The organism is Streptomyces phaeofaciens, from assembly GCF_014648915.1.
Taxonomy (GTDB): Bacteria; Actinomycetota; Actinomycetes; order Streptomycetales; family Streptomycetaceae; genus Streptomyces; species Streptomyces phaeofaciens.
Map to the genome: position 1 here is coordinate 22,989 of NZ_BMSA01000019.1, position 13,168 is coordinate 36,156.

Sequence of the window (13,168 nt, forward strand, 5' to 3'; positions counted from 1 at the left end):
TTCTGGGTGAAGTACGCCCATATCATCACCGCTCATGGGACATCCCCGGGTCGCCGCCGCCGTCGCCGTCTGGTACCTGCGTGCCGTCGCGTTCGTCAACTTCCTCAGTGCGGTGTGGGTTTCGCTGGGGCAGGACGTGCGGCGGCACAACCAGGAGGACCTCTTCACGCCGTATCTGCTGACGGCCGGATTCGCCTCCGGGGTGTTCACCGCGTTCCTGGCCGTCACCATGCGGCGGCGCAAACGGGCCGCGTGGATCCTCAACCTCGGGCTGAGCGGGGCCTTCCTGGGGCTGCTGGCCCTCGCCATGGCGTTCCCGGAGATCCGGCGGCAGCCGCAGAACTGTGTCTCGCTCGGACTGACCGCCGTCTTCGTCGGCGCGCTGCTCGCCGGGCGGCGGGAGTTCTACGCCAAGGGCGACCGGTCCAACCCGAGGCTCGCCGCGGCCGTCGGGGCCGGCGGGCTCCTCGGGGCCTCGCTGCTCGCCGCGCTGCTGGTGACGGCCACCGACCGGTCGGCCGCCCCCGCCACCTTCCTCGACCGCTGGCGCTACGGCACGCTCCGGCTGGTCTCGGTCGCCGCCGACGACCCCTCCGTCACCGGGATCGCCCCGCCCACCTGGGTCGATGTCGCCGTCAACGTCCTGAGCACGGCCCTGGTCCTCGCCGTCCTGTACGCCGCCTTCCGCTCCCGGCGGGCCGTCGACCCGCTCACCGACGACGACGAGAAGCGGCTGCGGGAACTGCTCGACCGGCACGGCGAACGCGACTCGCTCGGCTACTTCGCCCTGCGCCGCGAGAAGAGCGTGTGCTGGTCCCCGACCGGCAAGGCGGCCGTCGCCTACCGGGTCCTCGCAGGGGTCTCCCTGGCGTCCGGGGATCCGCTCGGGGACCCGGAGGCCTGGCCCGGGGCGATCGGGCCGTGGCTCGCCGAGGCCCGCGCGCACGGCTGGATCCCGGCGGTGATGGGGGCGAGCGAGGAGGCCGGGACCGTGTACGCGCGTCATGGCCTGGACGCCCTCGAACTCGGGGACGAGGCGGTCGTCGACGTCGCCGAGTTCACCCTGGAGGGACGGGCCATGCGGACCGTGCGGCAGGCCTACAACCGGGTGCGGCGGGCCGGGTACACCGTGCGGGTGCGGCGGCACGAGGACATCCCGGCCGACGAGATGGCGACCCTCGTGCGGCGCGCCGACGACTGGCGGGACGGGGCCACCGAGCGCGGCTTCAGCATGGCCCTGGGGCGGCTCGGGGACCCCCGGGACGGCCGGTGCGTGATGGTCGAGTGCCGGGACGCCGACGGCCGCCTGCGGGCGCTGCTGTCCTTCGTGCCGTGGGGCCCGCGCGGGCTGTCGCTGGATCTGATGCGGCGGGACCGGGACTCCGACAACGGGCTGATCGAGTTCATGGTCATCGATCTGCTGCGGCGCGCCCGGGAGTACCGGATCACGCAGGTCTCGCTGAACTTCGCCGTGTTCCGGTCGGTCTTCGAGCGGGGCGCGCGGCTGGGCGCCGGGCCGGTGCTCCGGCTGTGGCGGTCGCTGCTCAGCTTCTTCTCGCGCTGGTGGCAGATCGAGTCGCTGTACCGGGCCAACGCCAAGTACCGGCCCATCTGGGAGCCGCGGTTCCTGCTGTTCGAGAAGAGCGCGCACCTGCCCCGCATCGGCGTGGCGTCGGCGCGGGCCGAGGGGTTCCTGGAGGCACCGGGGCTGCCGCGGTGGTGGCATCGCGGGCGGCTGGAGCCGCGTCGATGAGACACCGGCTCGCGCGCCGGGCCCGCGGCGAATGGGGACCGCTGTGCACGGCCGTGCGGGGGCCGCTGGTGGGGCGACGGTGGCGGGCGGCCCCGATGACCCTCGGGGCGGTGTGCCTGACGGCGGTGCTCCAGGTCGTGCAGAACCAGCCCTGGGGCTTTCGGCCGGTCCAGAACCTGGGGGCCGTCCGCGCCGCGGACCCGCTCGGTCCGGCCCTGCTGCGCACGCCCCTGTCGCTGTTCGTCCCCGCCCTCGATCTGCCCGTCTGGGGCGCGCTCGCCCAGATCCTGCTGGTCTTCGGCGTCGCGGAGATCTGCCTGGGCCGGTGGCGGACCCTCACGATCGCGTACGCCGCCACCCTCGCCGGCACGCTGTTCGCGCGCGTGGGCCTGGCTCTGGGCCTGCTGCCCGCCTCCGACGCCCGGATCGTCGACACCGGCCCGTCCGCCGCCGTGGTGGGCCTGGCGGTGTTCGTCCTGTGGCGCCACCGCGCGTACGTCACGGCGGCGGCGGTGACCGTGGCGATGGTCGCCGAGGTCCTGGTCGAGCCGAACCTGGCGGGCCGGGAGCATCTGGCGGCGATCGTGGCGGCGGCGGTGCCGTGCGCGCTCGCGTGGGCGCGCGGGCGTCAGCGCCGGTCGGTGGACTCGGCGAGTTCCTTGTCCGTCTTGCCGCCCAGCCAGTCCCCCAGCAGCCGACCCGGGCCGAACCAGCGCCGGTCGTGACGATAGGCGCGCAGTACCGCCTTCGCGCGGGCCCGGGGCCTGCGCCGGTAGAAGCGGCGGGCCCACGGCGAACCGGGCCGGGCCAGTCGCACCAGGCCGACCAGGCCCACGAACGGGATGAAAACACTGAAGACGGCCATTTTGATCTTGCCTTTGAACAGCACGGCCAGCGAAATGAGGAAGTTCACGGCGACGGTCAGGGCGACGGTCCCCCGGTCCTGGAGCTCGTCGTCGTTCATGTCGTTGACGCCGAACGGCGCGGACCCCACCAGCAGCAGTCCGACGAGTGCGGCCGTCAGCACCACGGCCTCCAGGCTCTTGCGTCCCGCCTCCGTCCAGTACACGTCGTCGAGGTGCAGAATCAGCGCGAACTCGTCGAGGACGAGCCCCGCACCGATGCCGAAGACCACCGCGAAGACGCCCGAGCCGAAGCCGCGCACGCCGCTCGCCACCGCGCCGAAGCCGCCGGCGACGGTCAGGACCACCCCGGGGACCACGTGGTGGATGTGCACCCCGCCGGAGCTGATGTTGCCGAAGGGCCCCTTGCCCGCCCGGATGAGACGGGTGATGACCCGGGTGATCAGGAAGGTGAGCACGAAGGCTGTCAGGGCGAGGAGCAGCGGGAGCTTGCCCGGTTCGACGATGTTGCGCTCAAGCCACTGGCCCATGCCCTCAGTTTCCCGGGGAGCGGGGTGGGCCGCCCGGCCGGTGCGGCGTCCGGGCTAGTCTGCGGCCGTGTCCATGACCCCGCCGCTCGACGGCCTCCGCTTCGCCTTCGGCACACTCACCGTGCTCCCGGTGCGGGTGACCCGCTGGGACCGTGCGGCCGCGCGCGGCGGCATGCTGGCCGCACCGCTGGTCGGGCTGGTCGTGGGCGGCGCCGCGGCCGGCCTCGGTCTGCTGCTGCTGTTCCTGGGCGCGGGCCCGCTGCTGGCCGCCGTGGCCTCCGCCGCCGTACCCGCCGTGCTCACCCGTGGTCTGCATCTGGACGGGCTGGCGGACACCGCGGACGGTCTGGGCAGCGGCAGGCCCGCCGAGGACGCGCTGCGGATCATGAAGCAGTCGGACATCGGCCCGTTCGGGGTGCTCACGCTGGTGTTCGTGCTGCTCGCCCAGGTGGGGGCGCTCGCGCAGCTCTACGACGACTCCTGGACCCGGGGAGCGGTCGCGGCTCTCGCCTCGGCGGTCGCGGCCCGGCTGGCGCTCACCCTGGCCGCCCGTGCCGGGGTGCCGGCCGCCCGGCCGGAGGGGCTGGGCGCGGCGGTCGCCGGGGTGGTGCCGGTACCGGGCGCGCTGGCCGTGGCCGCCGGGTGCGTCCTGGCGGCGGCGGCCTGGGGCGGCCTGCCGGGCGCGGACGGCGCCGTCCGTACGGGCGTGGCGGTCGTCCTCGCGCTCGGCGCCGCCGAACTCCTCCTGCGCCACTGCACACGCCGCTTCGGCGGGGTCACCGGGGACGTGTTCGGCGGGCTGGCGGAGACGGCGGCGACGACCGCGCTGATCGTGTCGGCGCTGGGGAGCTGACGGGCTCCCCGGTCTCACCGGTGGGCGGTCGCCCGGCCCAGCAGGGTGCGGACCAGCAGGGCCTGGACGACGGCCGCCGTGGCATACACCGTGAGGGCCACCACGTGCGGGTCGGCCGGGCCGGTGAGCAGGGCGAGCGTCTGGACGAGGGCCGCCGCGCAGCAGACGGCGGCCGTGCCGAGGACCGCGCCGAAGGACTGGAGCAGCAGCCCGGTCCACAGGACGACACCGAGCAGCAGCAGATCGGCGAGGCGTACGGCGGTCAGTGCGGGGGCGTGCGGCCACAGCGCGGTGGCGATCAGGCCGAGGGCCAGCAGGGCGAGCAGGTAGGCGGCCAGGCACTCGGCGCCCGTGCGCAGCGCCGCCCGCCGGAAGGCGCCCGTGGTGCCGGTGGTGCGCAGTCCGGTCAGGCTGCCGCTGCGGAAGCGGTACAGCAGCCATTCGGCGGGTCCCATGCTGAGCGTGAGCGCGACGGCGGCGGGCGCGGCCAGCGCGCTGTGCTCCTCGCCCGCGAGGACGTCCCCGAGGGCCGCGTACAGCACGAGGGCGCCGCTGCCCAGGCCGAACAGGGCGTACGGCAGGGAGGCCGCCGGGCGGGGGCCCTGCCGGGTGCCGGGGGCAAAGCGGCCGCCGGGGCCCGGCGGCGCGGGCACCACCTCCCGCAGGGCGAGCAGCACGACCGCCGCCAGGGAGCCCAGCAGCAGGGTGAGGCTCGCGGCCTGCGGGAGCGGGTGGACCATCGCCGCCAGGGCGCCCGCCGTCATCGGTGCCAGGGCGGCCAGCAGGGCGCGTTCGCGGCCGAGGACCAGCAAGGTGGTGGAGGCGCCGAGGTAGCAGGACTGGCCGGCGGCGAAGGCCACGGCGGCCGCGCTCGCCGTCCCGGCGAAGGCCGACGCGGTGAGCGCGCCGAGCAGGGCGCCCACCGGAGCCCCGACGAGGAGACCGCGGCGGGCCGCCGGGCGGTCGCCCAGGCCCAGCCGGACGTAGGCCCGGTGGGACAGGCCCTGGTTCCAGGTCCAGCCGAACAGGGCACCGGCCAGCAGCGGGACGGTGCCCGCCGGGAGACCGTCGCCGTCGGGCGGGCCGGCGAGCAGGGGCGCGCCGAGCACATAGGCGAAGCCGGGCAGCGCGAAGACCAGGCCGCGCAGCAGACACGCGAGCGGTCCGACCCGCCAGGGGTCGTGCGGCGGGGTGCCGGGTTCGGGGTGGCGGCGCGGGACGCGGGCGTAGAGGGCCTCGGCGAGCGCGAAGGAGTTCTTCACCCCGTACCGTTCGCGGATCTGGTCGTCGGAGAGGCCGTCGGACTCCAGCAGGGCGGCTATCTCGTCGGGGTGGACGGCGGCGGAGACGACGTCGTCGAGGTGGCCGGCGAGTGCGTCGACGGGGTCGGGGGCGGCCCAGGAGGGTGTCGTGGTGCGCTGCCGGGGGACGGCGGGCAGCCTGGTGGTGTCCCGGCTCACCAGTCGGTCCCGTCCGTCGCCACGGCCGCGTACCACGGGTCGCGGAGTTCGGCGGTCCAGTCGTCGACCGTCTCGACCGCGGGCTCGTAGACCTCGGGGAGGCCGGCGAGTTCCTGGTAGATCGTGCGGAAGTTGTCCACCGAACGGCGGAGCGTGAACCGGTCGATGACCCGTTGCCGGGACAGCTCGCCGAGTCTCAGGCGCCGCTCGTGGTCCTTGAGGAGGGTCAGGGCGGCGGCGGCCATCTTCTCCGGCTCGCGCGGCGGGACGACCAGGCCGGTGTCGCCGACGGCCTCGCGCACGCCGCCGACATCGGTCGACACCGTCGTACGGCCGCAGGACATGGCCTCGATGAGGGAGAACGGGAAGCCCTCCGAGATCGACGACAGCATGACGACGTGGCCGGCCGCGTAGGCGCGCCGGACCTCGGTGATCCGGCCCTCGAAGGTGACGCCGTCGGTGACGCCGAGTTCGGCGGCGAGCTTCGCCAGCCGGGTCGCGTAGGCCTCGCCGCCGGGCGGGACCGGGCCGAACAGCCTGAGGCGGGTGTCGGGGAGTTCGGCGCGGACCAGGGCGTAGGCGTGCAGCAGGGTCTCCAGGTCCTTGATGGGGTCGACGCGGCCGCACCAGGTCAGGGTGGGGACGTCGGGTTCGGGTCCGGCGTGCGGGAAGGCGTGCGGGTCGACGCCGTTGTAGACCGTACGGATCTTGCCGGGGTCGGCGCCCCCGCGCTCCTCCCAGCGGCGGTTGTACCGGTTGCAGGGGGTGATGAGGTCGGCGGCCCGGTAGCCGAGGGTGTTGAGGGCGCGGTGGAAGCCCAGCATGAACGCCTTCACCGGCCAGCGCTGGGGTTCCTGGCGCTGGCCCAGATAGCGCTCGCGCAGGTAGATGCCGTGCTCGGTGAGGAGGAAGGGCACACCGTCGAAGTGGCGGGCGGCGAGCGCGGGGAGGGTGGCGAGTCCGCTGCTGACGGCGTGCGCGACGGTGTCGGTCCCGATCCGTGCGCCCAGCGGGCGCAGGGCGTGTTCCAGCAGGTCGGTGGCGGTGAGGGCGTCGTGCACGGTCGGGCCGGCGGCCGCCGTGGGGACGTGCGGCATGGTCCAGATCCACATCAGGGAGCGCAGCGCGGCCTCGGTGCGCAGGGCCGCCGACAGCCGTCCGGCGCGGGCGAGTTCGGCCAGCTCGTAGAGGTTCTCGCCGAAGTCGCAGAAGGCCTCGGGGTCGAGGAAGGAGAGCAGGAGGCGTTCGTAGGTGTCGACGAAGCGGCGCAGGTCCCTGCCGTACGGGGGCCGGCCGCGGCCGGGGCGCGGTCCCCAAGTGGGCACGGAGGTGTGGCGGCGGACGTTGGGCGGCAGCTCCCAGGTGACGGGTTCGCGGCCGCTGCCGGAGAGCGAGACGATGTGGAAGTCGACCTCGGGCATGCCCTTGACGAGCTGGTCGCACCAGGTGCTGACCCCGCCGTGGACGAGTGGATAGGTGCCTTCGGTGAGCATGGTGACATGACGGCCGGTGCGCGGCATGCGCGGATTCCCCCCTGATGGAACAGCCGTTGGCATGGCCGGGCCCGCCCGGTGGGGGCGGGCCCGTGGGGGCGCACCCCGGCGGTCATGGACCGGGGTGCGCCCGTGGTGAGGCCCTACGAGGGCAGCTTCAGCGTGAGCGCGGACTGGAGCGCGGCCGGGGTGGCCCAGGCCGAGCGGGCGCCCGCGTACGGGGTGCCGAACACCGCGCCGCCGATGAGGTTCTGCTTCTTCGTCCCCTCCGGCGCGGTCACCGGGATCTGTGTCCCGGACGGCGCGGTGACGGTGACGGTGGTGCCGATCCGGTAGGCGGTCACCTTGTTGGCGGCGACGGCGGCCTGCCAGGCGGCGCGGCGCTGGAGTTCGGTGCCGATGGCGGACTGGCGGAGGTTCTCCAGCGGGGTGTTGTCCGCGAACAGTGCCTTGTAGTCGCCCAGCACCTTCTCCATCACCGGGTACAGCAGCCGGTCCTCGGCCAGGTTGGACTGGTGGGCGTAGTGCGGCCTGGGGTCGTTGCCGATGGCGTGGCCCAGGTCGGTGCGGGCCTCCTGCGGGACGATGTACGTGTCGTAGCCGGTGGCCGGGTCCAGCGGCTCGGCGAGGCACGTGGAGGCCGCGTTGGACTCGCAGACACCGCTGCCGCCGTCGGCCGCGGAGGTGTAGATCCAGTTGTACTCGTCGGCCATCTCGGCCTCGGTGCCCGTGTTGTAGTACACGTTCATCGGGTAGCGCGGCACGGTCAGCGCCTTGCCGACGGCACGTTGGTCGGGCTCGCGCGAGTTGTCCGAGGCGATCCACTTGACGCCGTTGTCGGAGAGCGCGCCGGACAGGTTCGGGTTGTCGTTCGGCTGCTGCGGCAGCGTCTTCAGGCCCGAGTGCTCGCCGGTGACCAGCTCGGTCCGGTCGATCGGCAGGCCCTTGGCGGCGGCCCAGTCGTTGTTGTCGCGGATCTGCGCGGAGATGTCCGCGCGGCTCATGTACTGGGTGGCGCCGGCGGTGTTCTTCGCGCAGCTCCACGGCACGGTGGAGGTGTCCTGCACACAGCCCAGGAACGGGTGCGTGTAGGTGTGGTTGATCCAGCGGTACCGGGCCTTGTCGGCGAGCAGCCGGTCGGCCATCGGGTCGGTGCCGCCGTTCTCGGTCTTCCACTCCTCCCCGGCGCCGGCGTTGTACACCATGTCCATGGTGAAGCCGTGCTCCTGCTGCCACTGGGCGGCGTAGGCCGCGTCGGCGGCCGTCATCCGGATCGGGGTGCCCTCCTCGCCGCCGCCCACGCAGTCGATGTCGCCGGGTGTGCAGTTGCGCTCGGCGTCCCAGCGGGCGTCGGGGGCGAAGACGTCGTCCACGTGCACCGCGAAGTAGTTGCGCGCCTGGCCCAGGTGGATGCCCTGGGTGAGCCATTCGACGATGCCCCGGGCCAGCAGCCGGAACTGCTGCTGGTACTGGTTGTAGGCGAACGTCACCACCAGTTCGCGGCGGCCGTCGTGGGCGTACTCGCCGACCAGGCTGCCGGTGCCGGTGCCCCCCGGCACGGGCGCGTCGACATAGCTGGTGAACCCGGCGCGGGGTGCGGCCAGGTAGCCGTAACTCTCGCCGATCGTGGGCGAGTTGTCCTCGAAGGTGAGTCCGCCGTCGAGGTAGCCGAACCAGCCTGCCTTGCCGGCCGTGGTGATCGACGCCGCCTGCCCGTCGAGGGAGCCGTTGTACGTGGCGTACTCCAGGCCGACCTCCGGGTGCGCCCAGGTGTAGGCGTCGACCTGCGGGATCCCGTACGTCCGCTCGTAGGCCTCCAGGGCGGTCTGTTCGGCCGAACCGGCCCCGAACGGTGCCTCGTTGGGCAGCACCACGCCCTGGAACCTGGCCCTCGGGGTCCCGCCCACGGTGTCCGCGAGGAAGGCCGCGGTCACGGTCGGCCGGCTCGCGTCGTTCAGATCGATCGTCGTGTACGGGATGCCGGTGCTCCTGAGCTGGGCGGTGATCGCCTGCACGGGGCTGTCCCCGTTGTCCACCACCAGGACCCTCAGGTCGATCCGTGGTGTCGCCGCGGCCGACGCGCCGGGTGCCGCCCCCAGACTCAGCGCCGTCAGCCCCGCGGCCGCCACGAAAGCGGCGGCGTTCGTGGCCTTCCTCCATCTGCGCGCACGGTGCGCCATGGTGTGTCCCTCCCCCAGAAATGGATCTCCGCGCGCGGGCATGGCTGTGCCCTGAGGGCGGAGATCCGTGGAAATCGTGCGGATCGGCGAGTTGATCTCCTCGCCGGAACCCGACGAGTGTGACTCAGGTCATGGAGTGTGAAGGTCGAGAAGTGGCTACGACGCCACTGACAGGTGAACACTCGCGTGCATGAGCGAACGCGCTGGCACGCGTACGCTCGTTGCGGGGTTCGTCACAGCGGTTCGCCGCGCCGGTGGGACCGACCCCGGTGGCGAGCGCGCCCTCGGCCCGGATCTAGGGTCGGCTCCCGGGCCCGGTCGACCCACCACATTCCGGCCACAGCAACTCCACATCGGAAGCGAGATTTCACCACCGTGACTGCTCTCACTCTCAGCACCGCCGCGGCGCCCGGCCTGCGGGCCGACGCGATCGTGATCGGTGTCGCCAAGGGCTCTGCCTCAGGGTCCGGGAAGCCGGTCGTCGCCCCGGGCGCCGAGGCCGTCGACCAGGCGTACGACGGCCGGCTCGCCGGCCTCCTGGAAACCCTCGGGGCCTCCGGCGCCGAAGGCGAGGTGACGAAGCTGCCCGCCCCGGCCGGCTTCAAGGCACCGCTCGTGCTGGCGGTGGGGCTCGGCGCGGAGCCCGAGAAGGACTCCTCCTTCGACGGCGAGGCGCTGCGCCGGGCGGCCGGTGTGGCCGCGCGCGCCCTCACCGGCTCCAAGAAGGCCGCCTTCGCCCTGCCCCTGACGGACGCCGGCGACATCGGCGCGGTGGCCGAGGGCGTGGTGCTCGGCGCCTACTCCTTCGACACCTACAAGGAGAGCGCCAAGGCCCCCAAGGCGAAGAACGGCAAGGCGCCGCTCGCCGAGGCCGCCCTGCTCGGCGGGAAGCCGCGCGACGCCGCCCACAAGGCCGCGCTCGCCCGCGCCACCGCCGTCGGCGAGGAGCTCAACCGCGCCCGCGACCTCATCAACATGCCGCCGAACGACCTCGACCCGGCCGCCTTCGCCGCCCTCGCGCAGACCGCGGCCAAGGAGCACGGCATCAAGGTGCAGGTGCTCGACGAGAAGGCGCTCGCCAAGGGCGGCTACGGCGGCATCCTGGGCGTCGGCTCCGGCTCGGCGTCGGCCCCCCGTCTGGTGAAGCTGTCGTACACGTCCGCCAAGGCGAGCAAGCACCTCGCGTTCGTCGGCAAGGGCATCACCTACGACTCGGGCGGCATCTCGCTGAAGCCCGCCGGGCACAACGAGACGATGAAGTGCGACATGAGCGGCGCCGCCGCGGTGTTCGCAGCGGTCGTCGCCGCCGCGCGGCTCGGCCTGGAGGTCAACGTCACCGGCTGGCTGGCGCTCGCCGAGAACATGCCCTCCGGCTCCGCCACCCGCCCGGGTGACGTGCTGCGCATGTACAGCGGCAAGACGGTGGAGGTGCTCAACACCGACGCCGAGGGCCGGCTGGTGCTGGCCGACGCGCTGTGGGCCGCCTCCCAGGACGCGCCGGACGCGATCGTCGACGTGGCGACGCTGACCGGCGCGATGATGCTGGCGCTGGGCAGCCGGACCTTCGGCGTCATGGCCAACGACGAGGCGTTCCGTACCGCGGTGTACGAGGCCGCCGAGGAGGTCGGCGAGCCGGCGTGGCCGATGCCGCTGCCGGAGCACCTGCGCAAGGGCATGGACTCCACCGTCGCGGACATCGCGAACATGGGCGAGCGGATGGGCGGCGGCCTGGTGGCCGGGCTCTTCCTGCGCGAGTTCGTGGGCGAGGGCATCACCTGGGCGCACCTCGACATCGCGGGCCCGGCGTTCAACGAGGGCGGCCCCTTCGGGTACACGCCGAAGGGCGGCACCGGTTCCGCGGTGCGGACGCTGGTGCGGCTCGCGGAGCTGACCGCGGCGGGTGAGCTGGGCTAGGGCCTTTCTTTCGGATCAGGCCGGCTCCGGTCCACGGGTACTTGCCGGCGCGGCCGAGCGGGGTCGTGGGGGCCCCTCCCGCTCGAGCGAAGCCGAGAGTGGGGGAGCGTGCAGCTGCAAGGCGGAGGAGGGCGGCAACGCGGTGGGGGCACCCCCGGCCGGAGGCTGGGGGACGTTGACAACCGACGACAACGCCGCTGGGGGTCCCCCCTCTGGGGGAGTGCGTGCCGGACCCCGCGACCCCGGCAAGATCCGAAGGAGAGGCCCTAGGGGGTGTCTCGTCGATCAGGCCGGATCAGGGAGCGGGGTCCGGTGCCGTGCATCGCAAGGCGGAGGAGGGCGTCATGGTGGAGCCATGGCAACCGACGACAACGCCGCGAGGCGCGGTGCCGGACCCCGCGAGCCCGGCATGATCGGCGAGACACCCCCTAGCCGCCCGGGCCGGGGGACTGTGCGCCTGATCACTCGGTTCCGTCCGTCCGTGTGGCGGGTGCGGGCCGTGTGTGGCTGGTCGCGCAGTTCCCCGCGCCCCTGAGGTGGGCACAGTGGGGCGTCTCACATAGGTGCCCCGTGTCTCGTCGGCCTCCGACAAGTGCGAGGATGGGCGTCGGCAGGACAGGGCCCCCACCACAGGGCCGAAGAAAGAGCGGCCGGACACCAGCCGCCGGCGGTCAGCGACGACCGGCGCACGGCGCACATGCATGGAGGACGTGACGTGGCGAACGACGCCAGCACCGTTTTCGACCTAGTGATCCTCGGCGGTGGTAGCGGTGGTTACGCCGCGGCCCTGCGCGGGGCGCAGCTGGGCCTGGACGTCGCCCTGATCGAAAAGGACAAGGTCGGCGGCACCTGCCTGCACCGGGGTTGCATCCCCACCAAGGCCCTGCTGCACGCGGGCGAGGTCGCCGACCAGGCCCGCGAGAGCGCGCAGTTCGGCGTCAAGGCGACCTTCGAGGGCATCGACATCGCCGGGGTCCACAAGTACAAGGACGGTGTCATCTCCGGCCTGTACAAGGGGCTCCAGGGGCTGGTCGCCTCCCGCAAGGTGACGTACATCGAGGGTGAGGGCCGTCTGTCCTCCCCGACCTCCGTCGACGTGAACGGCCAGCGGATCCAGGGCCGCCACGTCCTGCTGGCGACCGGCTCCGTGCCGAAGTCGCTGCCGGGCCTGGAGATCGACGGCAACCGGATCATCTCCTCCGACCACGCCCTCGTCCTGGACCGCGTGCCGAAGTCCGCGATCATCCTGGGCGGCGGTGTCATCGGCGTCGAGTTCGCCTCGGCGTGGAAGTCCTTCGGCGCGGACGTGACCGTCATCGAGGGTCTGAAGCACCTCGTCCCGGTCGAGGACGAGAACAGCTCCAAGCTGCTCGAGCGCGCGTTCCGCAAGCGCGGCATCAAGTTCAACCTGGGCACCTTCTTCTCGAAGGCCGAGTACACCGCCGACGGCGTCAAGGTCACCCTGGCCGACGGCAAGGAGTTCGAGGCCGAGGTCCTGCTCGTCGCGGTGGGCCGCGGCCCCGTGTCCCAGGGTCTGGGCTACGAGGAGCAGGGCGTCGCGATGGACCGCGGCTACGTCCTGGTCGACGAGTACATGCGGACGAACGTCCCCACCATCTCCGCCGTCGGTGACCTGGTCCCGACGCTCCAGCTCGCGCACGTCGGCTTCGCCGAGGGCATCCTGGTGGCGGAGCGTCTGGCCGGTCTGAAGGCCGTCCCGATCGACTACGACGGTGTTCCGCGGGTGACCTACTGCCACCCGGAGGTCGCCTCCGTGGGCATCACCGAGGCCAAGGCCAAGGAGATCTACGGTGCGGACAAGGTCGTCGCTCTGAAGTACAACCTGGCGGGCAACGGCAAGAGCAAGATCCTGAACACCGCGGGCGAGATCAAGCTCGTCCAGGTCAAGGACGGTGCCGTGGTCGGCGTCCACATGGTCGGCGACCGCATGGGCGAGCAGGTCGGCGAGGCCCAGCTGATCTACAACTGGGAAGCGCTGCCGGCCGAGGTCGCCCAGCTCATCCACGCCCACCCGACGCAGAACGAGGCGCTCGGCGAGGCCCACCTGGCCCTGGCGGGCAAGCCGCTGCACGCGCACGACTGACCCTCGGTCGACGAAGCG

9 protein-coding genes are annotated in these 13,168 nt (G+C 73.1%); 5 read left to right on the forward strand and 4 right to left on the reverse strand.

What is annotated here, in order from left to right; genetic code table 11:
* The first annotated feature begins 34 nt into the window (after nt 1-34).
* Both IE275_RS28330 and IE275_RS28335 read left to right on the forward strand, forming a co-directional pair.
* Nucleotides 35-1,753 carry a phosphatidylglycerol lysyltransferase domain-containing protein gene (locus IE275_RS28330; RefSeq protein ID WP_189714276.1) on the forward strand — a complete coding sequence of 573 codons (1,719 nt, stop codon included), beginning with the start codon at nt 35-37 and terminating at the stop codon, nt 1,751-1,753.
* On the forward strand, nt 1,750-2,478 hold the full coding sequence (locus IE275_RS28335) for a hypothetical protein (protein WP_189714277.1): 729 nt from the start codon (nt 1,750-1,752) through the stop codon (nt 2,476-2,478). The genes IE275_RS28330 and IE275_RS28335 overlap by 4 nt, the downstream gene beginning before the upstream one ends.
* Here IE275_RS28335 and IE275_RS28340 read toward each other — a convergent pair.
* Complete coding sequence (locus IE275_RS28340) at nt 2,382-3,146, reverse strand: hypothetical protein (protein WP_189714278.1); 765 nt, start codon at nt 3,144-3,146, stop codon at nt 2,382-2,384. The two genes, IE275_RS28335 and IE275_RS28340, sit on opposite strands and share 97 nt — an antisense overlap.
* Before the next feature lie 73 nt (nt 3,147-3,219).
* Here IE275_RS28340 and IE275_RS28345 point away from each other — a divergent pair, with 73 nt between their 5' ends.
* Nucleotides 3,220-3,999, forward strand: a complete 780-nt coding sequence (locus tag IE275_RS28345) for an adenosylcobinamide-GDP ribazoletransferase (RefSeq protein WP_189714522.1) — start codon at nt 3,220-3,222, stop codon at nt 3,997-3,999.
* A 14-nt stretch (nt 4,000-4,013) separates the two neighbouring features.
* Here the strand turns inward: IE275_RS28345 and IE275_RS28350 are convergent, their stop codons facing one another.
* From IE275_RS28350 to IE275_RS28360, 3 genes are all read right to left on the reverse strand, one after another.
* Complete coding sequence (locus IE275_RS28350) at nt 4,014-5,459, reverse strand: hypothetical protein (protein ID WP_229870656.1); 1,446 nt, start codon at nt 5,457-5,459, stop codon at nt 4,014-4,016.
* A complete protein-coding gene (gene pelF, locus IE275_RS28355) occupies nt 5,456-6,979 on the reverse strand; it encodes a GT4 family glycosyltransferase PelF (protein ID WP_189714279.1) in 1,524 nt (507 codons plus the stop codon). The genes IE275_RS28350 and pelF overlap by 4 nt, the downstream gene beginning before the upstream one ends.
* 116 nt (nt 6,980-7,095) lie before the next feature.
* Nucleotides 7,096-9,132 (reverse strand): hypothetical protein, encoded by a 2,037-nt coding sequence (locus tag IE275_RS28360; RefSeq protein ID WP_189714280.1) that lies wholly within the window; start codon nt 9,130-9,132, stop codon nt 7,096-7,098.
* Between the two features lie 375 nt (nt 9,133-9,507).
* Between IE275_RS28360 and IE275_RS28365 the strand changes: the two genes are divergently transcribed.
* Both IE275_RS28365 and lpdA read left to right on the forward strand, forming a co-directional pair.
* Entirely contained in the window at nt 9,508-11,046 is a 1,539-nt protein-coding gene (locus tag IE275_RS28365; RefSeq protein ID WP_189714281.1) for a leucyl aminopeptidase, read from the forward strand.
* 715 nt (nt 11,047-11,761) lie between these two features.
* The gene (lpdA, locus tag IE275_RS28370) at nt 11,762-13,150 is read left to right on the forward strand and encodes a dihydrolipoyl dehydrogenase (protein WP_189714282.1); all 1,389 of its coding nucleotides are present in this window, start codon (nt 11,762-11,764) and stop codon (nt 13,148-13,150) included.
* Nucleotides 13,151-13,168: the final 18 nt, after the last annotated feature.

Excerpts from the sequence above, each read along its gene's own strand:
- IE275_RS28360 (WP_189714280.1), bottom strand. The coding sequence starts at position 9,132 with ATGGCGCACCGTGCGCGCAGATGGAGGAAGGCCACGAACGCCGCCGCT.
- IE275_RS28330 (WP_189714276.1), top strand. The coding sequence starts at position 35 with ATGGGACATCCCCGGGTCGCCGCCGCCGTCGCCGTCTGGTACCTGCGT.
- IE275_RS28340 (WP_189714278.1), bottom strand. The coding sequence starts at position 3,146 with ATGGGCCAGTGGCTTGAGCGCAACATCGTCGAACCGGGCAAGCTCCCG.
- IE275_RS28335 (WP_189714277.1), top strand. The coding sequence starts at position 1,750 with ATGAGACACCGGCTCGCGCGCCGGGCCCGCGGCGAATGGGGACCGCTG.
- IE275_RS28345 (WP_189714522.1), top strand. The coding sequence starts at position 3,220 with ATGACCCCGCCGCTCGACGGCCTCCGCTTCGCCTTCGGCACACTCACC.
- pelF (WP_189714279.1), bottom strand. The coding sequence starts at position 6,979 with ATGCCGCGCACCGGCCGTCATGTCACCATGCTCACCGAAGGCACCTAT.